This window comes from Flavobacterium sp. CSZ, assembly GCF_015350725.1.
Classification (GTDB): Bacteria; Bacteroidota; Bacteroidia; order Flavobacteriales; family Flavobacteriaceae; genus Flavobacterium.
Genome location: NZ_JADKPQ010000020.1, coordinates 1 through 23,671, shown reverse-complemented (window position 1 = coordinate 23,671; position 23,671 = coordinate 1). Strand labels below are relative to the sequence as shown.

15 protein-coding genes and 1 pseudogene are annotated in these 23,671 nt (G+C 34.8%); 6 read left to right on the top strand and 10 right to left on the bottom strand.

All coding sequences use genetic code 11. The features are described from left to right. Position 1: 1 nt before the first annotated feature. The 7 genes from IRZ78_RS20310 to IRZ78_RS20280 form a co-directional block, all read right to left on the bottom strand. The gene (locus IRZ78_RS20310) at positions 2-3,142 is read right to left on the bottom strand and encodes a glycoside hydrolase family 2 TIM barrel-domain containing protein (protein ID WP_194618264.1); all 3,141 of its coding nucleotides are present in this window, start codon (positions 3,140-3,142) and stop codon (positions 2-4) included. Between the two features lie 406 nt (positions 3,143-3,548). Next, the gene (locus tag IRZ78_RS20305) at positions 3,549-4,574 is read right to left on the bottom strand and encodes a N(4)-(beta-N-acetylglucosaminyl)-L-asparaginase (protein ID WP_194618263.1); all 1,026 of its coding nucleotides are present in this window, start codon (positions 4,572-4,574) and stop codon (positions 3,549-3,551) included. A gap of 90 nt (positions 4,575-4,664) precedes the next feature. Next, positions 4,665-5,744: a putative glycoside hydrolase gene (locus IRZ78_RS20300; protein WP_194618262.1), complete on the bottom strand. Its 1,080-nt coding sequence runs from the start codon at positions 5,742-5,744 to the stop codon at positions 4,665-4,667. 6 nt (positions 5,745-5,750) lie between these two features. Further along, the gene (locus IRZ78_RS20295; RefSeq protein WP_194618261.1) at positions 5,751-6,818 is read right to left on the bottom strand and encodes a carbohydrate-binding family 9-like protein; all 1,068 of its coding nucleotides are present in this window, start codon (positions 6,816-6,818) and stop codon (positions 5,751-5,753) included. Positions 6,819-6,826: 8 nt separating this feature from the next. Next, positions 6,827-7,792: a glycoside hydrolase family 130 protein gene (locus tag IRZ78_RS20290; RefSeq protein WP_194618260.1), complete on the bottom strand. Its 966-nt coding sequence runs from the start codon at positions 7,790-7,792 to the stop codon at positions 6,827-6,829. Positions 7,793-7,941: 149 nt separating this feature from the next. Continuing rightward, on the bottom strand, positions 7,942-9,819 hold the full coding sequence (locus tag IRZ78_RS20285) for a sodium:solute symporter family protein (protein ID WP_194618259.1): 1,878 nt from the start codon (positions 9,817-9,819) through the stop codon (positions 7,942-7,944). Positions 9,820-9,870: 51 nt separating this feature from the next. Next, positions 9,871-12,111 (bottom strand): GH92 family glycosyl hydrolase, encoded by a 2,241-nt coding sequence (locus IRZ78_RS20280; RefSeq protein ID WP_194618258.1) that lies wholly within the window; start codon positions 12,109-12,111, stop codon positions 9,871-9,873. 121 nt (positions 12,112-12,232) lie between these two features. On the opposite strand from IRZ78_RS20280, the gene IRZ78_RS20275 reads away from it, so the two are divergent. Together IRZ78_RS20275 and IRZ78_RS20270 are read left to right on the top strand one after the other, a co-directional pair. Then, the gene (locus IRZ78_RS20275; protein WP_194618257.1) at positions 12,233-13,291 is read left to right on the top strand and encodes a sensor histidine kinase; all 1,059 of its coding nucleotides are present in this window, start codon (positions 12,233-12,235) and stop codon (positions 13,289-13,291) included. 68 nt (positions 13,292-13,359) lie between these two features. After that, a complete protein-coding gene (locus IRZ78_RS20270; RefSeq protein ID WP_194618256.1) occupies positions 13,360-14,073 on the top strand; it encodes a LytTR family DNA-binding domain-containing protein in 714 nt (237 codons plus the stop codon). Positions 14,074-14,382: 309 nt separating this feature from the next. Here IRZ78_RS20270 and nagB read toward each other — a convergent pair whose 3' ends face one another. After that, positions 14,383-16,296, bottom strand: a complete 1,914-nt coding sequence (gene nagB, locus IRZ78_RS20265) for a glucosamine-6-phosphate deaminase (protein ID WP_194618255.1) — start codon at positions 16,294-16,296, stop codon at positions 14,383-14,385. Between the two features lie 140 nt (positions 16,297-16,436). Beyond that, positions 16,437-18,500 (bottom strand): alpha-L-fucosidase, encoded by a 2,064-nt coding sequence (locus IRZ78_RS20260; RefSeq protein WP_228520545.1) that lies wholly within the window; start codon positions 18,498-18,500, stop codon positions 16,437-16,439. Positions 18,501-18,655: 155 nt separating this feature from the next. Here IRZ78_RS20260 and IRZ78_RS20255 point away from each other — a divergent pair. Further along, positions 18,656-19,027: pseudogene (locus IRZ78_RS20255) on the top strand (Fic family protein); the annotation flags it as partial. A gap of 206 nt (positions 19,028-19,233) precedes the next feature. On the opposite strand, the gene IRZ78_RS20250 reads toward IRZ78_RS20255, so the two are convergent. Then, entirely contained in the window at positions 19,234-19,569 is a 336-nt protein-coding gene (locus IRZ78_RS20250) for a helix-turn-helix domain-containing protein (RefSeq protein ID WP_194618252.1), read from the bottom strand. 122 nt (positions 19,570-19,691) lie between these two features. Here IRZ78_RS20250 and IRZ78_RS20245 point away from each other — a divergent pair, with 122 nt between their 5' ends. The 3 genes from IRZ78_RS20245 to IRZ78_RS20235 all read left to right on the top strand — a co-directional run bounded on the left by IRZ78_RS20245 (position 19,692) and on the right by IRZ78_RS20235 (position 23,609). After that, a complete protein-coding gene (locus IRZ78_RS20245; RefSeq protein ID WP_194618251.1) occupies positions 19,692-20,495 on the top strand; it encodes a DNA alkylation repair protein in 804 nt (267 codons plus the stop codon). A 991-nt stretch (positions 20,496-21,486) separates the two neighbouring features. Further along, positions 21,487-22,299 carry an AraC family transcriptional regulator gene (locus tag IRZ78_RS20240; protein WP_194618250.1) on the top strand — a complete coding sequence of 271 codons (813 nt, stop codon included), beginning with the start codon at positions 21,487-21,489 and terminating at the stop codon, positions 22,297-22,299. A gap of 143 nt (positions 22,300-22,442) precedes the next feature. Next, positions 22,443-23,609 (top strand): serine hydrolase domain-containing protein, encoded by a 1,167-nt coding sequence (locus IRZ78_RS20235; protein WP_194618249.1) that lies wholly within the window; start codon positions 22,443-22,445, stop codon positions 23,607-23,609. Positions 23,610-23,671: the final 62 nt, after the last annotated feature.

Here is a 23,671-nt window from a genome sequence, read left to right as displayed (position 1 = left end):
ATTATTTTATTGATGGTGTTATTTTAAATTGATACCGATAGGTTTTATCTCTCAACAGGTATTTTTCCATTGGCCAGGCTTGCCAGCTGTCAATCCCACCTACTCCCATTTGTTTGTAATCAATTTTCAGGCTTGTTAAATCTCTTTCTTTTAGTTCGGCGGCATGTCTTTGGTCTTTTTGCAAACCATCGTCTAAATCTTCAGTTAAATAATGTAAAGCAGTCATGGCCAATAACTCATTTGATCTTACTGTTATTTTCAATTTATCATTGGATAGCTCTAACCAGCGTACATCGGTTTTATTTCCGGTTTCCTGCGGGCGGATGTATGGATAATATTGCTCTGAAACCCTTTGATTGTAAAGCCCAACCTGAGCGCTATAATTTCTGTCGATATAGTTCTCGTGAGGTCCTCTTCCGTAATAACTCAGGGTACTGAAATCTTTAGGCAGAATTATTTCCATACCAAATCTTGGCAATACCGGAGTTTCTTTGGTTTTATCCATATGCAATTGCTCTTCTACACTCAATTCACCCTTACTGTTTATCTCATAATTGAGTTCTAAAGTCGAGGAAACCGAAGCTAAATTGTATGTTGCTTTTACCAGAATCTTATTGTCTTTTGTGGCAGAATATCTCCAGCTTACAAGCGTTGGATTTTCCGTAGCTTCTTTCCATGCTTTTAAGGTTACCTGAAGATTTGCTCCAAAATCGTTATCGTTTGGTGCTCTCCAAAAGTTAGGACGCAATTGATATCCTTGTTTTAAAATGGGTTGATTACTGAAGGAATACCCATTGATGAATCCTGTTTTTTTATCGAAAGCGATCTCCGCTTTATCACCTTTAAAAACAGTCGCATTTTCCCTTTTCTCTACCGCAATTTTTGAAGCTCCTTGAATTTCAATGTCATTTTTCCAGATTCCTTTAAAGGCCAATTGCTCTGTTGCAATCTCAAAACCTTTTGGTAAAAGCGGTTCATCTTGTTTTAACTGATAACTTACATTTATAAAAGCTTCCTGGTATTTTTTCTCTGCTAACTTAATGGGCAGCATATAGGTTTTTGACTCATTTGGATCTATTGCCAAATAATCGATAACCCCCGTATCTTGTTTAATTCCGTCTAAAACTAATGTCCAGTGTAAAGTCACATTGCTTAAATTTTTAAATGAGAATTCGTTATAGACTTTAATTGTTCCAGTGGCCTGATTATCCCATGAGGTCAGGATATTCTGCATTACATTTCGCATTTCAAGAGCATGTGGATTTGGTTTTCTTTCTACTGTAAAAACACCATTGTTAACGAAATTATTATCACTCTTTACATCTTTTGGTCCAAAATCTCCGCCGTACGCCAGAATTTTTGTTCCATCAGGTTGTGTTTTATAAACCGATTGATCGATCATGTCCCAAATAAATCCCCCTTGAAAATTTGGATATTTACGAATTACATCCCAATAATCTTTAAAGTTCCCCATCGAATTGCCCATAGCATGCGCATATTCGCACTGAATATAAGGCCTAGACGGATTTGGATTTGCCAGAATGTATTCTTCCATTTTGTTTGGAGAACTGTACATTGGGTCGATAATATCAGAATCCCATTCAAACTTGAGATCTTTTCCATCCCAAGCGCCAGCTGTCGCTCTTTCATACTGAATGGGTCTTGATTTATCGCGATTTTTAATCCATAAATATCCTCTGTAAAAGTTGTAACCATTTCCTGCTTCGTTACCCATGCTCCAGATAATTACCGAAGTATGATTTTTATCTCTCTCAATCATACGCTGCATACGCTCAATGTGAGATAATTCCCAATCGGGCTTATTTCCGAGTGTTTTGGTTATGTCATATCCCATACCGTGTGATTCTATATTGGCTTCATCGACCACATAAATTCCATATTTATCACATAATTCGTAGAAATATTCATCATTAGGATAATGTGACATTCTTACCGCATTGATATTAAATTCTTTCATGACTTTAATATCCTGTTCCATGCGTTCTTTAGAAATGGTTTGTCCGGCAACCGGATCAACTTCATGACGGTTTACTCCTTTTATGTAAATTGCTTTTCCGTTTACTAAAAGTTGTCCACCTTTGATTTCTACTTTTCTAAAACCAACATTTTGACGAATAACTTCTAGAATCGTTCCTTTTTTATCCTTTAAAATAAAATCGATTTGATAGAGATTCGGAATTTCTGCGCTCCATTTCTTGGGATTCTTTACAGTGAAATCAAAAGTTTGCTTTTGGCTTAAAGCCGAAATAATTTTTGAAGTAATAATTTTATCTGCATCTTTTAACTGAAGCTCTAAAGTATAATTGTCTTTTTTATTTAAACCTGAAAACTCCGTTGAGATCTTCAAAGTTCCGTTTAGATAAGAAGGATCCAGATCCGGAATAATTTCATAATCTTTAAGATGCGTTTTGTTCCTGGCCACTAGATAAGAATCTCTGGTGATTCCGCTCATTCTCCACATGTCCTGACATTCTAAATACGAACCGTCGCTCCATTTCATTACTTTTAAAACGATGCTGTTTTTACCTGTTTTTACATATTTATTTAAGTTGAACTCAGAGGGCAGTTTTCCATCCTCACCATACCCCACATAAACACCGTTTACCCAAACTGTAAGATTTGACTTTGCAGTACCAATATGGAGAAAAATATCTTTTCCTTCCCATGATTTGTCAATGGTAATGTCCCTTCTGTAAACTCCTGTGGGGTTGTACTTTGTGGGAACAAACGGAGGATTCGGCGCCATTAAGTAATCAAAATCATAAGTCGTATTAACATAAACAGGATATCCGTAACCGTTTACATCCCAGCTTGCCGGGATTCTAAAAGTATCCCAGGAGGTGTCATTAAAATTGCTTTTTTCAAAATCTTTAGGAAGTGCACTTGGACTCTCTACATATTTAAATTTCCAGGCTCCATTAATGTCCAGATAGTTTTTAGATTGTCTCCATTGATTTTTATTGGCCAATGCTTCAGTCTCAAAAACATAATACGAGGCGTGCATGGGTTCTCTATTCTCTTCATTGATTTTTTCGTTTTGCCAATACTCAACTTTTTCCTGCGCCTGGCCGGAAAATATCGAAGTGATAAGTAATGATACTATGGATATTGTTTTTTTCATTCTTTGTTTTTTTATTCTCTGTGCGCTGTTTTTGTTTTAACACATAGAAACATCGACTTTGTAAATTTTAAAAAAAAGCCTTTGACTTGTTTAAATTCAAATAGCTATGTGTTAAAAATTTTGCGTGATCCAAATCTCTCCGAGTTTGTCAAGCAACAAGCACACAAGCCATAGCAAACTTGTCAAGCAATCTTCTTTAGTGGCTCAACAAGCTGCGTACCCTTGTGTGAGTTTCTCGTGGAGATCCCTCGTTGCTTCCATTAACATTTTTAATTTTTAACAATCCCTTAGCGATCTCACAGCACAGCTTAGTGAACTTTGGGTAACCTTTGCGCTTTGTGGTAAATCTGATTTTATATTACTTTTTTTAGAATAAAAATTATACCTCGGGATGACAATAATTGGGTTATTTATCCCAGGACATTTTAAATTTCGCATCTTCCATTCTGTGTCCTTTTTGATCATCCGAAACAGCATAATTAAATCCTGATCTTAAACTGTAACCCGCATATTGTCCGTTTTTATTCAAAGCAATAAAACCTACCTGCAGATATTCCATGTCTTTGTGGTTTTTATGCTTGTTGTAAATACGTTCTGTGATTTCTTTGCACGCATCAAAAGGTGATTTTCCCTGGCGCATTAACTCGACCACCATCGCACTTCCTGCGGTTCTAATAACGGCTTCTCCTAATCCTGTTGCAGCTGCAGCACCCACCTCATTATCCAGAAAAAGACCCGCGCCGATAATTGGGGAGTCACCGACGCGACCGTGCATTTTCCAGGCGGCTCCACTTGTGGTACAGCCTCCTGCAAGATTGCCGTCTTGATCTAACATTAGCATGCTTATGGTATCGTGATTTTCTATATTTATTACGGGTTTGTATTTTGAATCTTCCAGCCATTTTTTCCAGTCTTTTTCAGATTCCAAAGTCAATAGATTTTCTTCTTTAAAACCTTCTGATAAAGCAAATTGCAAAGCGCCTTGTCCTGCCAGCATAACATGAGGTGTTTTTTGAAGTACTAATTTCGCAACCGAAATAGGATGCATAATATTTTGCAGAAAACAAACTGAACCACAATTGCTATTATGATCCATAATGCAGGCGTCTAAGGTTACTTTTCCCTCGCGATCCGGATACCCGCCATAACCAACACTGCGAACATTCGGATCTGCTTCGGGAATTTTCATACCAGCCTCGATTGCATCAAGAGCCGGTTTTCCAGCTTTTAATTGTTTCCAACTTTCCTGGTTTGCAGGTAAACCATGATTCCAGGTCGAGATGATAATGGGCTTTTTTTGTTTCTTATCACCCTTTGTTTTATTCTCTTTTTCATCTTCTTTATTGGCCGCAAATCCGTTATACCCTAAAGCAGTCGTAATTGCAATTGTACCTAAAGCTGATTTCTTTATAAAATCCCTTCTATTTGACATGATTTTAATATTTTAGTTGAGCATTTCGGATCATAAGTTATGCATTTACCGCGAATTCCTTAATGAACATTCATAACTAATTTTAGTTTATTATTTTAAACCAGCCTTAGTTGCTGCAATAGTTTTTAAATTACTCTCAGACAAAGCATTTCCGTCAAAAAAAGAAACTCCTGTTGCTCCGTTTTCTTTGGCCAGTAAAATCGCTTCTTTCAATTCCTTGTCCGATTTCAATCCGGGAATATAAATTCCGGTGTTTATTTTGGTTTGTTTTCCCTCTAAATCAGTAACCCCTTGTTTGGTTGCATAACCCACCCAATCCAGTTCTTCATCATAAAAACTGTGATAAATCATAGGATATACTTCATCAATATTCCATTTATCCCAACGCTGACGTACCATATGATCTGCCATTTCAGGATAAGGAAATACCGCTGCAGTTAAATTCTTATTGTGTTTGTGCGCAATTTTATACGCATCATCAACAACTGCTTTTATGGCATTTAACCTAAAGTTTTTCCACTCCATATCGATAGAAGTGTTGTGACTTGTTTTTGGATTTTTATGATGTATTTTTTCGAATGCTTTTATGCATTCCTCACAATAACAAAAGTCAAATTGAGGCAATTCTGTATCCTGAACTAAATTGTATTTTGGCAATAAACTAATTGGTAAGAAGATGTCCGGAAAACGAATGTAATCCAAGTGAACACTTTCTATTCCTTCTACTTTTGCCAGTTCTTCGACCAAGTTTAAAACATGTTGCCTGGATGCTTTTCTAGTTGGACACAACCATTGGTAATAATCCACATACGGGCGATTGTCAAAACAGGATTTTCCTTCTTTACTTACCTGATACCAGTCCGGATGCTGCAAGGCAATCGAGTCATCAGGTCTGTTCATTGCCATAATCCAAGCATGAACTTTTAGACCTTCTTTGGCAGCTAAAGGCACTAATCTTTTAAGAAGTTTTGGATCTGTTTTGGTATTGATTAATACTTCATCGATTCCGCCATCTTTATATTTTTTAAATTCTTTTGAATAATCTGCATCTGATTTTTTAGGATCTGCCGTTGTCCAGACTCCAAATTTAAAAGTGGTTTGTTCTTGTTTTTTCGCACATGAAAAAATGCTTAATGCCAATAAAAGAAATAATAGTTTTGGTAGTTTCATAGTGGTTTATTTTTGGATTATTTTGCCGTCTTGCCTTACAACTAAGGTTTGATTTGAAAAAGGGCTTTTTACTGAAATATTGTAACCTGTTGTGTGATTTTCTAATACCGGTTTTAAAATTTTACCCTCAACGGTGATCGTTTCTTTGGTAAGATTTACCAAAGATTTCGCCCATGTTTTATGCTGATTGTAATATTGTTTTTGAGCTCTGTATAAATTGTAAAGCTCCCATCTTACTTTTTCATCCTGCGGAATTGTAAAACTGTCTTTTCCTTCTTTCGAAGAAAAATAAACATAGCCCCACTTCTCCGGTTCATGCATGTTAATCACCCCCATTGGCGACCAAACCCAGTTGTACTCCGGCAAGAACTTTCCATCTGGATCTTTTTTGCGTTGGTAACTGCCATTTCTTACCGTATGCTGCCAGTTTACCCGAGAGAAATTGACTCTCCAAAACTGATCCGCCGGAACATTTTTTTCATTGTATGATTTTCTATAAGATGCCCAGGGAATTGCCATTTCTAATACCCAACCTTGATCAGTATCATTTGGATTGTTAAGCGTTCCTTTGATTTTTACCGCCGATTTCAGCCCCGCAATATTCCAGTCATTCAAAACTACGTTATCATTTTCTCTGTAAGGTTTTGACAAAAACAGATCCCAGGCTGTATTTAAGGCATTAATTTCTAATTCATAATAGTTAAAAGTATCGCTATCGGGATCAATAAAAACTTCAAAATCGTTGTTGTAAAAGATAATGGTATCACGTTGTTTCAAATTTGCCCAAACATGTGGTTCATCAATTTTTGCCAATATGTAAAAATTGGTTTCATCCCAGAGCATTTTTACTTTTGTTTCGTATTTTGGTTTTACATTATTTTCTATATCTTCAAAAAGATCAGTCCAATCTGCTTTACTCCATGAAGTATCAGAATCATCTCCATCTATTACAATTGGAGTAGTTGTTTTTGATGCTACATAGGTTTTAGGTAGAATTGTTTTTTTCGATTGTGAATTACTCACTATCGAAAGAAACCCTAAAACGACTGTCAACCATTGAATTTTTAAACGCATGCTTTTTATTATAAACTGTTATCTTTTGTAAATTGTAATACCTCGCTTAATTTACCAAATGCCATAGCCACAACAGTATCTGCTGCACCATAATATACGGCTAATTTATCTTGTTCAATGTTGTGCAAGGCAGCGCACGGGAAAACCACGTTTCCTACATCTCCTACTTGCTCGTAAATTTCTGCAGGTCCTAACAAATAAGGCTGTGTTCTGTATTTTACCTGATCTGGCGCAGCTGTGTCTAATATTGCTGCTCCCATAGCATAACGGAAACCGTTGCAGGTATTAATAACTCCATGGTATAACATCAACCAGCCTTCCTTTGTAAGAATCGGGATGGGTCCTGCTCCTACTTTTGTACATTGCCAGGCACTTTGCTCAAACGGAGATGGTTTCATGACCAATCTATGTTCTCCCCAATATTTCATATCCGGGCTGTAACTGATCCAGATATCTCCAAAAGGTGTATGTCCGTTATCACTAGGACGGCTTAACATCGCGTATTTTCCGTTTATTTTTTGCGGAAACAAAACCCCATTTCTGTTGAAAGGCAAAAAGGCATTTTCGCATTGAAAAAATTCCTTAAAATCAAATGTATAACCAATTCCGATGGTTGGTCCGTTATATCCATTACACCAGGTAATCCAATAACGATCTTCAATAAAAACAACACGAGGATCATACTTATAAGCCGATTCTATCATTTCAGTATTACCGGATTGCATCACAATTGGTTCATGATTAATATCCCAGTCGATTCCGTTTTTACTGAAACCTGCAAAAATATTCATCTGCACGGCTTTATTATCACATCTAAAGACACCTGCGTATCCGTCCTTAAAAGCAACAACGGCGCTATTAAATATACTGTTTGATGATGGTATTGCGTATCTGTCGATAATGGGATTTTCAGAATATCTCCACATTACTTCAGTGCTGTTTTCGGGTCTGTCTTGCCAAGGAATTGTACTCATGTTCTCTTTCTTTATTATTATAGATTGTTTTTTGTTTTTTCTTTGAGAATATTTTAAACACATTAGAAATCTATGTTTCTCTGTGTTGATTTTTTTTGTCCTGAGAGCTTTCTTAAAGTTTAAACTTTGACAAAACTCTTGTTAATGAATTAATCTTCTATTTTTCTAACTTTATCTAACCATGTAAACTTCAAAATTGTTGTTGTTGCCAAAAAGACAATTAAAGCCGTAATTGCTTTTGGATAATCTCTGATGATAAAGAAAATTGGAAGCAAAATCATACTCGACTGCCATACAATTCCGATAAGGCAATTGAGCATATCTTTCCAGAAATCATTATTTTTTTCGAAAGTCTGATCTTCTATTTTTAATGTTTTATAAACAGGATTCCACCATCCCCAGGGTCTTACATTGGTATAGAAAGATCTTAAAACTTCGATATCTGTTGGTTTACTTAAGAAAGTTCCTAAAAGACATCCAAAGATGGAGAAACCAAATATTATTGGAAACAGGTAAATGGCCTGTACTTGCGCTAAATCGTATAAAAATGATCCTTGGGATAAACTTCCTTTGGCCTGACCTAAAGCAAATTGTAAAGAAGCTACAATTAATCCGGCGAACATTCCCCAGAAATAACCCCAGCCGTTAAAACGCCACCAAATCCATTTTAGGAAATTCGCTGCCACATAACCTCCGTATAATGCACTTGTGATCCATAGAGTTAGAGAGTTAATAGAATCGGCAAAGAATCCCATAAAAACCCCTAAACCAACCACAAGAAAAGAAGAAATCTGACTCACTTTTATATAATGTTGATTTGTTGCAACCGGTTTGAAGTATTTTTTATAAATATCATTTACAATATAAGCCGGTCCTGCATTAACAAAGGCAGAGAATCCAGACATAAAAGCGGCTAGTAAACCTGCAAGAAGAATTCCTTTTATCCCAACGGGAATATATAAATTAACCACTTTTGGCATTAATAATTCTAAATCGGCTCCGGTCAAACCTGTATTTGCATTAAGCTCGGGTGCCAGATTAACCAAAGCAATTACCACAATTCCTGTAATCAATAAATATCTAGGTATAAATAAAATCAGGTTGGTAAAACCACTCATATAGGCCGCTTCTTTTACAGATTTTGTAGAAAGAATTCTTTGCAAATCGTAACTTGGTGTTGGACCGGCAATACTGGCGAAAAAACCTTTGAATAATGTCATGCCTATAAAAGCACCAAACATTTTGTATCCTTCTGAATCGATCAAATTATTGAAGGTTTGAAATTTATCGCTCCACTGGGTTTCAAACTGCCAGCCAAAGAAAACATTTTTCCATTCATCGGTAATAACCGAATTTATCTGTAGGTCTGTATAATTGATAAAAGCATAACCTGCAATTAGAACTCCGGCAATAATCATGATTAAATATTGCACGACTTCTGTGGCTACTACAGAAAACATTCCTCCTTTAACGGTATAAATTGTCGTTAATAAAATGATAATTAAAGCATAAGATCGCTCTGATGTTAATAGGATTAAATCGCCGTAATGAAGCGTTAAATCCCAAGGAAGAATAATGGTCACAAATTTTCCGATTCCTTCAAAAAAATAAGCGATGAAACCAATTGTCGAAATAATGGCAAAAACAGCCACAATAATATGCGATGCTTTTCCAGCTCTGTCACTGCCAAAACGGGTTAAAATCCATTCAGAACCTGTCATTACTTTTGATCTTCTGATCCAGACAGCCAGGAACATCATTACAAAAATCTGATTCCATATGGGCCAGAGCCACATAAACATAAAACTTTTTACGCCATATAAAAACAATACTCCAATCATCCAGGAAGTTCCTGAAACATCAAACATTCCTGATCCGTTGCTTAGACCTAAAAAATACCATTTGATTGTTTTTCCGCCAAGGAAATAATCATCTAATCCTTTTGATGCTTTTCTTGAAATCCAAATTCCTATTCCTACTGAGAGCAGAATATAAGCTACGATGATCGATACGTCAATGATATCCATTAATTTACTTTTTATTTATTAGTTAGTTGCTTTGGCTCATTATTTTTTTGCCTATTTTTTTATTCCCCAATTTTTATTTGGTTCAGCTCCCATTACAAAATGTAAAATTCCCCCTTTTACTATTTCTTTATGTGAGATAGCTGTTTGGTTAAATTCAACTCCGTTTAAAGTGGCTGACTGGATATAAAAGTTTTTATCCGAAACCTTTTCGGCTTCGATCACAAAGGTTTTTGCGTCTTGGAGATTGATGGTTACTTTTTCGAAAATCGGACTTCCAATTTCGTATTCTCCTGAAGCAGGATTCATAGGATATAATCCCATTGAACTGAAAACATACCAAGCCGACATTTGCCCGCAATCTTCGTTTCCGCTTAATCCATTGGGTGTTGTATTGTATTGCGTATCCAGAATATGACGTACCCAATATTGTGTTCTCCAGGGCTGTCCGGCATGATTGAACATATAAGCGATATGATGACTTGGCTCATTGCCATGCGCATACTGACCTATTAATCCGGAAATATCTGCCGAGATATTACTTCCGGTAATCTCTGAACTTTCGGTAAATAACTGCTCTAAACGTTTTGTAAAAACTTCATTGCTTTTGTGCAACGAAATAAAATCATCAACGTTTTGTGGTACAAACCAGCTGTGCTGCCAGGCATTTCCTTCGGTATAATCGGTATGTTCTCTGTGGTTGGAATGTTTTGGATCGAAGGGTTCATTCCAGGATTTTCCATCTTGAGATTTTCCTCTCATAAAGCCTGTCTTTGGATCAAATAAGTAACGATACGCTTTTGAACGGTTTAGAAAAAATTCATAATCTTCATTTTTTTCCAAGGCTTTTGCCATTTGCGCCACGCACCAATCATCATAAGCATATTCTAAAGTTATAGTCACCGATTCGTCTAATAAATTATAAGGAATGTAACCGTATGTTTTGTAGTAATTCAAGCCACGTTGGTCCTGCATCATTGTAACTTTCATCGCTTGATATGCTTTTTCGGCATCAAAACCTCTTATGCCTTTTTGGTAGGCATCTACAATTACAGGAATGGAATGATATCCTGTCATGGTGTTGGTTTCGTTGGCATAAAGCGTCCAGACTGGTAATATTTTTTTAGTATCGTAATATTGCAGCATTGAGTTTACAATGTCTGAAACTTTCTCTGGCGCTAGTAAAGTCAATAAAGGATTTTCAGCTCTAAAAGTATCCCATAGTGATAAGGTCGAGTAAGCGGTATAATCTTTTGCTGTAACAATTTGATCATCCTCTTTTCTAAACTGACCATTTTTATCACTATAGGTTACAGGGGCAACTTGAGCGTGGAACAATGCGGTATAGAAAATTGTTTTTAATGAATCGGTTGGTGTCTTAACTTCGATTTTGCTTAAAGCCGAATTCCAGATTTTTGCTGCTTCTGATTTTGTTTTATTGAAATCGTCTTTTTCGTCCAGATTGTCTTTGGCATTAGCCACACTTACAGATGACAAAGCGACTTTTACATCTAGTTCTTCACTATTATTAGTATCAAAAAATAATTGTGCTGCGGTGTTTTCTCCTTCTGCGCTATTTGCTGTAATCACTTGCTTATTAGCCAATAATACCGATTCTGAAATAGGTTTTGAAAATTTAGCAACAAAAAACACTTTCTGATTTTTTGCCCATCCGGTACTAAAACGATAACCGCTTATCGTATACTGATCTTCGATTGTAAGTCCGGTTCTCAGCGCTTTGTCCCAATTAATAGCAAAACCAAGATCGATTATAACAGATTGTTTATCGTTTTTGGCAAAAGTATACCTATGGAATGCTGTACGTAGTGAAGAAGTTAATTCTACATTGATTTTAGGATCCTCAAGAAAAACCTGGTAAGAGCCCGGTGCTGCTTTTTCGTTAACATGACTGTATTTTGATTTATAAGGTAATTGATCTCGTGAGGTAGTTTGGGCCGTTAAATCGAGTTTTTTATTGGTGGGCATAAATAAGATGTCGGCCAAATCACCAATTCCGGTTCCGCTTAAATGCAAATGACTGAATCCAGATACAATAGAATCTGAATAATGATATCCTGAACACCAATCCCAGTTCGAAATACCATTATCAGGACTTACCTGCAACATCCCGAAAGGAACGGTTGCTCCGGGATAAGTATGTCCGTGCCCTCCGGTGCCGATAAAAGGATCTACATATTTAACAAAAATATTTGCCTTACTATTATTTTTGTATGTCTTTATTTTACAACTTGCAATTAGAATTGCAAATAAAACCAGCAGGATAAAATTCTTCATATAAAACAACCTTAATTTAACTTTAAATTTAAACAAATCAGACTTTTATTAAAACTAATTTAGACGGACGACGTATAAACTAAGATAAACATCAAAAAAAGTCACAAAACGCGCCATTATCATGAATTTCAATTCCAGCAAACTATATCGCATACCGTTGCATTATCACGTCATTTTTTGGCTTACTTACTTTTTATTTAATACATTTCGTTGGGGTAGCTATTTTAATGATTACCTCTATTCCCTTAAAACAAACTTATTGGGGTTTCCCATTCACATGACCTTATGTTATCTCAATATTTTAATTTTTATGCCTTTTCTGGTGTATCGAAAAAAATATCTTTTATATGTACTTGCCGTGTTATCGTCTCTATTTTTGATGGTGATTTTAAAATTTAACCTTACTTATTTATTAATCACGCATAATGTTTGGCCGGAAGGCCCTGAAACTATAGATAAATTAACGCTCAATTATACTATTGATATGATGATGGGGGAACTCTATGTAATCACTTTTGTAACGGCAATCAAGATTACTTTAGACTTTTTGAAAGAACAAAAAAGGGTAACGGATCTTGAAAAATCGCAATTAGAAACAGAATTGCTTTTTCTTAAGTCACAAATTTCTCCTCATTTTTTCTTTAATACCCTTAACAACATTTATTCATTATCAGTCGAAAAATCAAATAAAACCCCGAAAATTGTTCTTAAATTATCTGAACTAATGCGCTATATGTTGTACGACACAAAAAGCAAAAGGCAGACTTTAGAGAATGAGATTCTTTGTATTCAAAACTATCTGGATCTGGAACGCATTAGAAACGATGACAGATTGGTTGTAAATATGTCTATCTCCGGCGACATTCACGAGAAAGAGATTTCTCCTATAATATTATTGACCTTTATTGAGAATGCCTTTAAACATGGCGTAAACAAAAATACAGGACCTGTTACAATAGATATCAACTTTAAGATCAAAGGTGACTATCTTCATTTCACCATTTCAAACCCTATGGCAGAAATTACGCACCACAAGGACAATTTTAACAAGTCGAGTGGTATAGGGATCGAAAACGTTAAGAAAAGGTTAGAGTTAGGTTATAATAAAAGTGACTATAAGCTTTCATTTAAGAATAAAAAGAATATTTTTGTTGTAAAGTTGGTCATTAAAGTTACCTGAACACCTCTTTTCTTCGTATATACATTTACCTGCTAAATTATTTCGCTCAAATAACTAAGATTATAGAAATGAAGATACAATGTTTGATTATAGATGATGAGCCATTGGCTATTAATGTTATTAAAAATTATTTGGAGCCAGTTGAAAACTTTGAGGTAATAGATACTTTTAGTAATCCAATAGAAGGTTTAAACTTTTTGAAGAATAATAAAGTTGATGTGATTTTTCTTGACATCAATATGCCAGTTCTTGATGGCATAAATTTTATAAAAAGTCTTGAAAATCCACCAATCCTTATTATTACAAGTGCTTACAGCCAATTTGCCATTGAGACTTATGAGTTAGATGTATTAGACTATCTGGTAAAGCCTATCGAATTCCCAAGGCTTATGAAAACGCTCAATAAGATTAGCAAAAGACTTGAAACTAAAAACAGTGCTCCTCAGGAGAACAGTGCTGAGAGTCCTTTTATTTTTGTCAAAATTGATAAAAAAAGAATGAAGAAGATTTTATTTAATGAAATTTTGGTTATCGAAAGTCTTAAAGATTATTTAAAAATAAACACCCTAACAGGTAAATACATCATACACAGCACGCTATCTGACTTTACAGATTTACTGCCCGAAAGAAATTTTTTAAGAATACACCGCTCTTACACTATAGCTATTGATAAAATTGATGCTGTTGAAGGAAATAGTATCGAAATTGAAGGTTTAAGATATGTTATTGGAAGATCTTATATTGACCATGTAAAACAAAGGATTCTAAATTCTTCTATTTAGTTGTCACTCTGAGCAAAGTCGAGGACTTTATTATTACAAAACCTTTATAAAAGTTTTAAAACTTTTATAAAGGTTTTTTGATTTATTTGTGGAGCTACTTTGCGCCCTTGGACTTCGCCAGGGTGACAAAAAATGAGAAAACTTTGCACTCTTTGCGAAATCTTAGCGCTCCTTGCAGTTAAAAATCTTTGCAGTTAAACGAAAATATAACAAAAAAAATGCAGCCTTACCAGGGCTGCATTTTCAAATTGGCAACTAACCAAATAAACCACATGAAATAGTTTATTATACATTTTAGAGACTAATCATCTAAAAATAATATCGCTTAAAAGCTTCAATAGCCGAATAGTCTGCTAAACCTAAAGCGTGATATTTTTCTGCTGTTAATCTGTTTCTGTCTTCTACTCTTACCCAAAACTCACGACTGTCATCTCCCTGAAACATTACTCCATCTTTTTGAGACTGGTGATAGAAGATGGCATGACGTTTTTTAAGAACCTGATCAGGGCTCATTGGAACTGCCATTTCGATTTGGTACGATTCCCACTCATGCCAGGCTCCTCTATACAACCAAACCCAACAGTTTTTCATATAACTATGGTGTTTTACTCTTTTTAAGGCCTCAAACAAGCTATCCAGACAAACTTTATGTGTTCCGTGCGGATCTGCTAAATCTCCTGCGGCGTATATTTGATGTGGTTTTATCCTTTCGATAATATCACACATAATTTCTATATCAGCCTCTCCAAGGTTATTTTTCTTAACTGTTCCGGTTTCATAAAATGGTAAATCTAAAAAGTTAACATTCGAGTCCGGCAGTCCCAAATATCGGGTTGCGGCAAGAGATTCACTTCTTCTAATGAATCCTTTTAGTTTTCTAACCTCTAATGAATCAATATCATTTGTTTTTTTATTTTTTAAAAATTTAATGATATTTTCCGCTGCATCAGAATCTTTATTCAATGCCATTGAAATTTCAGCAAATTTTAAAGCTTCTTCGTTTGAAACTGCAATATTTCCTGAGGTTTGATACGCAATATGCACATCATGTCCCTGCTCTACCAATCGGTCAAAAGTTCCTCCCATTGAGATCACATCATCATCAGGATGTGGACTAAAAATGATGATTCTCTTTCTCTCCGGAGTAGCGCGTTCGGGTCTGTAGGTATCATCTGCATTTGGTTTTCCGCCCGGCCAGCCTGTTATTGTTTGCTGCATTTTATTAAACATTTTTATGTTTAAATCATAAGCCGTTCCTTCCTCTGTCAAGAGACTAGACATCCCGTTATCGTTATAGTCTTTATCTGTAAGTTTAAGGAAAGGTTTTTTGGTCAATTCACTTAATCCTGCAATTGCTTTGAGTTTTAATTCTTCTGTCCAGATTACAGACTTAACCAGCCAGGGGGTTTTCACTCTTGTTAATTCTGATGACGCTTCTGTATCTAAGACAAATGTCGTGTTGTTGTGCTGCTGTAGATATGTTGCCGGAACTTGTGAGGAAATTTCGCCTTCAATTGTGCTCTTGATAATTTCAGCTTTGCTGATTCCCCATCCCAAAAGTACAATCCTCCTGGCATTTCTTACTGTACCGATTCCCATTGTAATTGCTTTTCTAGGCACATTATCAATTCCCAGAAAAGAAGATGCTGCATCGATACGGGTTAAATGATCCAGCGTAATGCTTCTTGTTGCTGAATTTACATGAGATCCCGGTTCATTAAAACCGATATGTCCAGTTCTTCCAATTCCTAAAAGTTGAAAATCCAATCCGCCATAGGCCTTAATCTTCATTTCGTAATCGATACAATATTGCTGTAAATCTTCTATGCTTATTCTTCCGTCAGGAATATTTATATTTTGTGGATGAATATTGACATGATTAAAAAGATGTTCATGCATAAAATGATAGTAACTCTGAATATTGTTCTTATCCATTGGATAATATTCATCTAGATTGAAGGTTACCACATTGGCAAAACTTAAACCTTCTTCTTTATGCAATCGAACCAGTTCTTCATAAACTTTTACAGGTGAGGATCCTGTTGCCAAACCTAAAACACAAGGTTCGTTTAACTCTTCTTTTCTCTGAATTATATTGGCTATTTCCTGAGCTACTAATATCGAAGCTTCCTGAGACGAATCGAAAATTACATTATGAATCTTCTCAAAACGGGTTTCTTCGAACTTTCCAGCTTCCTTAAAATTTATACTTTCTTTAATCATTTGTCTATTGTTGTGATTATTTGATATAAAATTAAATATTAGACAATGTAAATAATCAAAAATTCGACTAATAACCTGTAAGCTTCGTTAGAAAACATAATTATAAACTTCAAGAAAAAAGATCACAAATTAAAAACTGTTTATAGTGTTTCAATAATATTTATTTCTGCAATCGAAACTGTAGTTCCTTTTCCAATGGCCGACCTGGCAACAAAACGAATATACCTTGCTTTATCTTTTTTGAAGGTCTTCACCTGCTCGATTGGATTGCTTTTTATATTCGAAAATTCACCTTGCGATTGCAGTATCCATTCTACATTATCCAGACTGCTGTAGAACTCATAATTGGATATTAAATTGAGATTATTTCCCACTTGCTGTGGTATATAAGTAAATCCATTTATATCCAAAATGCTTCCCATGTCGATTGTTATTTCCTGCGGAAGTTTATTCAAATTATCACCAAAACTCCAGTCTGTATTTGGATTTCCATCGATAATTCGGTTTACTGAGTTCAAATCGCCGCTGGAAGCAGTAAGTATTTTCCAGTTTTCTTTAGACGCTCCGTATTTTGCAGTTGTCACAGCACTGCTAATATTCTCGACTGCATCAATAGCAAACGCTTTAATCTCAAACGCTTTCTTGTATTGAAACACTCCTTTATATAAGATACTTTTTTGGGTTGGATTGCTTCCGTCAATGGTATAATAAATAGCATTTTCTCCTTGAGATTTTATTGTAACATTTCCGTTTTTATCTCTTAGAATTTTTGGCATTCGCACAAAAGTTGGAGCATTATAGGCCTCAATATTTGAAATAAGAATGCTCGCTTTCGAATCGGCAATATTTATTTTTAATGCCGATGCTGTAACTCTGTCAATTCTTAAAATTCTTTTGTAACCAATAGTGGTTTCGTGGGCAAGGGAAATCCACTTTTCATCAACTTTAGCCTCTACATTAAATGCTTTAACGCGTTGTCCTAACTTTATATATTCCTGAAGCAAAATGCGATTAATGGGAGTTGGTTTATTAAATTCAAAAACTATTGAAGCTGATTTTATATTATCATCTGTGGCCCAATACGTGTTTTTATTTCGGTCAGAAACTTTTTTTGCTGCAAATTCTGCGTTGTTACCTCTAACATTATCAGCGGAGATTTTTGTTGCGGTTAATACATCGGTTTTAAAATCTTCTTTGATTGTCGATACAAGTTCTTTTAATCTGGCTTGATCATTTTCATGTACCAATCCTCTTTTATCTACAGGTAAATTCAGCAATAAAGTAGCATTGCGCCCGATTGATTCATAATAAATATCGACCATTTCATCTAGAGGTCGTACTTTATCATCTTCGATGGCGTGATAAAACCAGCCTGGTCTTATGGAAACATCTGCTTCACCTGGAACCCATTTCTCACCATCTTCATGACCGGACATAAACTCTGAATAATGTACTTTTCCGGCCAGCTCATCTCTCTGGCGAAGAAGACTCCAATTTGTTTTTCCGGCGCGACCTTCTTCATTTCCAATCCATCTTGCCTCTGAAGGCCCTACTCCCCAAACCAGTGTACTAGGAGCTATTTTATATATTAATTTATAGGTCTCATCCCATTTATAATATTCTAATGTGTTAATTTTCCGGGTTTCGTTTGCCCCTCCATAGTATCCGTCACCTCCGTTAGCACCATCAAACCACATTTCAAAAACATCTCCATAATTGCTCAGTAATTCTTTTAGCTGATTTCTAAAATAGGTAACATATTCAGGTTTGCCATAATCTGCGCGATTTCTATCCCAGGGCGAAAGGTACAATCCTAGTTTTAAACCATATTCTTTACATGCTGCCGCTAATTCTTTTACAAGATCTCCTTTACCATTTTTCCATGGAGAATTCTTTACAGATCGTTGCGTATAAGCAGAGGGCCACAAACAAAATCCATCATGGTGTTTGGCCACTAAAATGATTCCCTTCATACCGGCTTCTTTAACCACTCTTGCCCATTGGCGAACATCAAGATTGGTAGGATTAAAGAGCTCCGGAGATTCATCACCATAACCCCATTCTTTATTAGTGAATGTATTTAAGGAAAAATGAACAAAAGCATAAAACTCCATCTCCTGCCAGTCAACTTGTTTCTGGGTTGGCAAAGGGCCAAATGGTTCTGGAGGTTTTACTTTTTTCTGACTGCTAACAGTTGCTATCATGCAAAAAACACATAATAATAGAAAAGCATTTTTCATTGTGCTGTGATTAATAACTTATTATTAAATAGGAACACAACAATATTAATCTAATTTATCATTTGAACTTATATAATTTCGACCAACAACAATTTTAAAAGAGTGTTGGTCAGTACAAAAAAATGCCGAATGAAGTTGGAAGAAATGAGACTTGCTTGTCTAAGCAAGTTACTCAAAAAATGAAAGAACTTCTCACTAATTATCATACTATTAAAATAAAACTATCGAAGACATCGTCGATTTTTCATTATAAACTTGAAATCATATATCCCTTTCAAAATGGAAACGGTCGTGTGGAGCGGTTAATTATTTTCAAAGAATGCCTTGCAAACAATATTGCTTCATTTATAATTGATGAACATCTTAAACTTTTTTACTACAAAGGACTTCAGCAGTGGAATAATGTAAAGGAATATTTGATGGATATCTGTCTTACCACACAGAATAATTATAAATCAATTCTCGATTATTTCAAGATAGAATACAACTAAGTTCAAGAGACAAAGAGTAACTTGCCCCCCCCCCACAACAACTTTATTAAAAAAAAAGAATTCTAGCACTCACTAAAAAAAACTTACAATCAACCACTTAAACAGTCTTTACACTCAAAAATAATGACGTTTTTAGTTTCGTGGCAACATCTAATTGGGCTTTATTTTATCAGAATACCTGATTTTAACATGAAGATCATAAATCCCTAAACTTCTTGTTTTATCAATAATTTCCCCCAGTCGTTTAGCAACCATAAGACATCTACTAGTTTTCTCCCAGTTTCAGTAAGTGAATATTCTACTCTGGGAGGAAGTTCGTTGAAAGATTCTTTAGTCAGAATGCCGTCTTGCTCCATTTCCTTTAGCTGCTGATTCAAAACACGTCTGTCTACTTTAGCAATACCGCGCAAAAATTCACTGGGACGTTTCTTTCCTTCGTTAATCTGCCAGACAATGGGAATCTTCCATTTTCCGCTGATTGTATTTACCGCAATTTCTAACGGACAAACTTTATTTTCGGCTGCTTTCTCCTGTATTTTCATAATAGTGACTTTTTTATCCCTATGCGACAATTTTGTGCGGTATTGCCCATGTTGAATCTATTTTAAACCTTTACAAAAATAATCAAATTAAAAAGACCTGACATTGTCAAATAACTACCATTATGTCTGAAATAAAACGAAAAGGATCCCGCTCGGTAAAAGATATTCCTGGTTCAATATTAGCTCAGTTAAACAAGGGAGAAATTGAAACAGCTAATTTAGTAGAATGGCTTGCCGTAGATCAAAAACTACTACTTGAAAATCTACTTCAAGAATTCAAACGTACTCTTTATTTAAAACCTATTCTCAAGAGCATTGACTCTTTGGCAAAACAGACAGTCAACACCATAAATGAAACCATCGGAAATTCTCTTATGGAATTGGCCAAACAAGAAAATGATGATGACATTTTAGAATTAATAAAATTACATCGATCAGATTTGGTTCGCTGTTGGGCTACTTATGCTATTGGCAGAAATGCCAAACTATCGATTGAAGAAATATTGATCCAAATTCAGCCTTTTGCTGCAGACAAACATTTCGGGGTTAGAGAAATATGCTGGCTGGCCGTTCGATCTGCCTTAATCAAAAACCTCGATCGGGGTTTGACAATCCTCTCAAATTGGGCCAAGAATCCAGATGAAAATATCAGGCGCTTTGCCAGTGAAGCCACCCGGCCAAGAGGTGTTTGGAGTGAACATATCGAAGAATTAAAAAAAAATCCAGAACTAGGTTTGCCTATTTTAGAACCTTTAAAATCTGACCCTTCAAAATATGTTCAAAACAGTGTCGCCAATTGGCTCAACGACGCCAGTAAGATCAAACCAGAATTTGTACTGGACATTTGTGCTGAATGGAAGGAAAAAAGCCCTTCTAAAGAAACGGCTTATATTATAAAAAAAGCGTTGAGAACTATTCAAAAATAAAGAGAAACAAAAAAGGGGAATAGCTTTACAACTATTCCCCTTTACAATTAACTAAACTAAACCTTTATTGGTCCCCACCGTTCATAAAAGTCATCAAAAGTGTGTACGCATTTTTTGTTACAATTTTTAATGATGCATTTATCGAAGAAGACTTAATCTGGCGGTAATCGTCACTTATAGTTCCCGGTTCTTAAGCAATATATAAGGAACTTTTATTATTTTATAATAATAAACAAACCTATAATTTAATTTATTGAACTAAAAGCTAAAAATGTTTGATGGTTTATCCATCATAAAAACATTTTGAATGCCCAATCTTACTAGAAAAATAAACTTACTATTTTTATTTTTTACTTTATTGTAATAAATTTACCAATTAACAACTAGTTCTTTTTGAGGTAATGATAAAATCCTATTTGTAATTGATCAAAAACAGGCGAAGTTCTAAAATGTAAAAATTAGTAAAAGAATTATAATAGAAAGTGAATAGACTTCTGGAAAAATTGACAACTAAATTAGTAAAAAAGCCTAAGTTACTTTTTTTAATTGACAGTATTGGAGCCTTTCTTACTGCTCTATTATTGTTTGTAATATTAAAAAATCTTACTTACTATTTTGGTATGCCTAAAACTAATATTACTTTGCTTTTCTCAATAGCAGCCTGTTTTTGCCTTTATTCAGCGATTTGCTTTTTATTTCTAAAAGGAAAATGGAAACTTTTTATAAAAATAATAAGCTTTGCTAATTTACTTTATTCTTTGTTGACCCTGGGATTTTTATTTGCAAATTATAACCAAATTACAAATCTAGATTTGACATACTTCTTATTGGAAATAGTAATAATTTCTGCCATTGTATATATAGAACTTAATGTCTGGTCCAGAATGTAATAAACTCTTAATTCTTTCAAGACAAAATAAATGTAAAAAAGTAAAAACATTTTTTTTTAATTTATCTTAAAAAATATGATACGATTTTCAAATTGCATAAAATGAATTTAGAATTTTACAAACCAAAAAATACGCTGCTCCAAAAGTATATCGAAGGATTTTATTTTATTGTGGAAGATTCTACGTCTGATCCTTTAATCTATCGCACATTCCCTAATAATTATGTTATTATTGCTATTGCGCAGAATATTGCTTTGACCCATAGAGACGGAATGATGATAATTACTCCTTCACAGGAAAATAATATTGTTTCTAACATCATCTACCGCTATAATACTCCAATCGAAATATCCTATCTGAAACTCATCAATGAGATTACCATATATTTTAAGCCGCTGGGTTTGAATTCTTTTATCGAAAACGTAGATTTTTTTTATTCTAAAGATCATACTAGGAAAATTGAGTTCGATCCCTATACTGATTTTAAACCGGAAATGGAGAAAATTTTCAATATCACCAACAGGCAAAAACAGATTGAAACTCTTGAACTTTACTGGTTATCTAAATTCAGAGAAAAAGATGTTTCATTGGCTGAGGAATTAATCCAAGATATAGAAGCGGATGCCAAAATAACTGAACTGGCAAACAAGTATCAAATTTCAAGACAGTATCTCAGTAAAATATTTCAAAAAAATGTTGGAAAATCTCCCTCTGAATATCGAAAAATACATCGATTCAGAAGATCAATTATGGAAAAAAACAAAGCAAAAAACTTAACCGAATTATCGTGTGATAACCTATTCTATGATCAATCGCATTTTATTAAAGATTTTCAGGACTTGACCCATAATAACCCGAAATTTTTCTTCAAAAATGTAGATACAGAAAAAGAAAATGTGTGGCTTTTTATTTAATGCTGTTTCCATTTTTACAATTTCAAAAGCGAACCATTTACTTTCTTTGCCATTAAAATATTTGAGATGTTTATAAACCAATTCTGAATTGAATACAATTATAATTCAATCAAATAAGTGGAATATTAATTAAAAAAAAAGAAATGCGTAAAAAAGCTTTAATAGTAATCCTGGGAATGCTAGTAGTTCATATCTATGGACAAAATATCAACAAAAATAAACTCGAAGCACTTTTAGCAAAGGCTGATAAGACAAACTCAGAAGCTGTTATCATCTATAAAGACAATGAATTGGTTGTTGAAAAATATTTCGGCATTGGAAAGCCAGACACGAAAATTGAAGGCATGTCCTGCACCAAAAGTATAGTAGGCCTGGCAGTGGCGTGTATGCTTAGCGATCAATTGATTGAAACTCTGGATACTCCAATAGCCAAATATTACCCTGAATGGATGCAAGGTCAAAAACAGTTTGTTACCATACGTCATTTGGTTAATATGACCTCAGGTATGCAAAACAATCCCAATGCGTCTGTAGAAATCTATCCTAGTGCAGATTTTGTACAATTGGCCCTTGCCGCCGAACTTTCAAAAAAACCGGGGGAAGTTTGGGAATACAATAATAAATCTTTAAATCTTATGGCCGGTGTAATCGAAAAAATAACCGGTAAACGTATGGATCAATATATAGGGGAGAGACTTTTTAAAAATCTGGAGATTACCGATTATAGCTGGACTTTGGACCAGAAAGGAAATCCTCACGTTATGTCTGGATGCCAAATTAAGCCGAAAGATATGATTAAATTGGGGCTCTTACTGGCAAACAAAGGAAAATACAATAATAATGTGATTATTTCTCAAGAGCATATCAATGAAGTTGTAAAACCATCAGCTCAGTATCAAGGCTACGCAATGTTATGGTGGCTGGATTATGAAAACACAATCTCAATTGTTGATGAGCAAATTATCACCGAATTAAAAAAAAATAATATATCAAAATACTTCATCAAAAAAGCTACTAAAATGAAAGGAGTTTACAATTCTAATGAGGAGTATTTGATAAAACTCAGATCGGTTTTCGGCGATAACCCTTATCAGGAGATTGCTAAGAATCTAACATCGGGATTACGTCTTCGTAAAAGACAATTTAGCGGCAAGGTAACCTATCGTGCCGACGGATATTTAGGTAATTACATTATTGTTGATCCAATAAATAATATTGTTGCCCTTAGAATGATAAGCCATCAAAGTCATAAGGAAGAAAAAGATAACTTTTCAGATTTTGGTAAACAGGTAATCGATTTAATCCAATAGACAACAGTAATAATAAAAAACTTTTCTAATTGCGTCTGAAGTGCAGACGCAATTAGAAATAT

Excerpts from the sequence above, each read along its gene's own strand:
- IRZ78_RS20310 (WP_194618264.1), bottom strand. The coding sequence starts at position 3,142 with ATGAAAAAAACAATATCCATAGTATCATTACTTATCACTTCGATATTT.
- IRZ78_RS20305 (WP_194618263.1), bottom strand. The coding sequence starts at position 4,574 with ATGTCAAATAGAAGGGATTTTATAAAGAAATCAGCTTTAGGTACAATT.
- IRZ78_RS20300 (WP_194618262.1), bottom strand. The coding sequence starts at position 5,744 with ATGAAACTACCAAAACTATTATTTCTTTTATTGGCATTAAGCATTTTT.
- IRZ78_RS20295 (WP_194618261.1), bottom strand. The coding sequence starts at position 6,818 with ATGCGTTTAAAAATTCAATGGTTGACAGTCGTTTTAGGGTTTCTTTCG.
- IRZ78_RS20290 (WP_194618260.1), bottom strand. The coding sequence starts at position 7,792 with ATGAGTACAATTCCTTGGCAAGACAGACCCGAAAACAGCACTGAAGTA.
- IRZ78_RS20285 (WP_194618259.1), bottom strand. The coding sequence starts at position 9,819 with ATGGATATCATTGACGTATCGATCATCGTAGCTTATATTCTGCTCTCA.
- IRZ78_RS20280 (WP_194618258.1), bottom strand. The coding sequence starts at position 12,111 with ATGAAGAATTTTATCCTGCTGGTTTTATTTGCAATTCTAATTGCAAGT.
- IRZ78_RS20275 (WP_194618257.1), top strand. The coding sequence starts at position 12,233 with ATGAATTTCAATTCCAGCAAACTATATCGCATACCGTTGCATTATCAC.
- IRZ78_RS20270 (WP_194618256.1), top strand. The coding sequence starts at position 13,360 with ATGAAGATACAATGTTTGATTATAGATGATGAGCCATTGGCTATTAAT.
- nagB (WP_194618255.1), bottom strand. The coding sequence starts at position 16,296 with ATGATTAAAGAAAGTATAAATTTTAAGGAAGCTGGAAAGTTCGAAGAA.
- IRZ78_RS20260 (WP_228520545.1), bottom strand. The coding sequence starts at position 18,500 with ATGATAGCAACTGTTAGCAGTCAGAAAAAAGTAAAACCTCCAGAACCA.
- IRZ78_RS20250 (WP_194618252.1), bottom strand. The coding sequence starts at position 19,569 with ATGAAAATACAGGAGAAAGCAGCCGAAAATAAAGTTTGTCCGTTAGAA.
- IRZ78_RS20245 (WP_194618251.1), top strand. The coding sequence starts at position 19,692 with ATGTCTGAAATAAAACGAAAAGGATCCCGCTCGGTAAAAGATATTCCT.
- IRZ78_RS20240 (WP_194618250.1), top strand. The coding sequence starts at position 21,487 with ATGAATTTAGAATTTTACAAACCAAAAAATACGCTGCTCCAAAAGTAT.
- IRZ78_RS20235 (WP_194618249.1), top strand. The coding sequence starts at position 22,443 with ATGCGTAAAAAAGCTTTAATAGTAATCCTGGGAATGCTAGTAGTTCAT.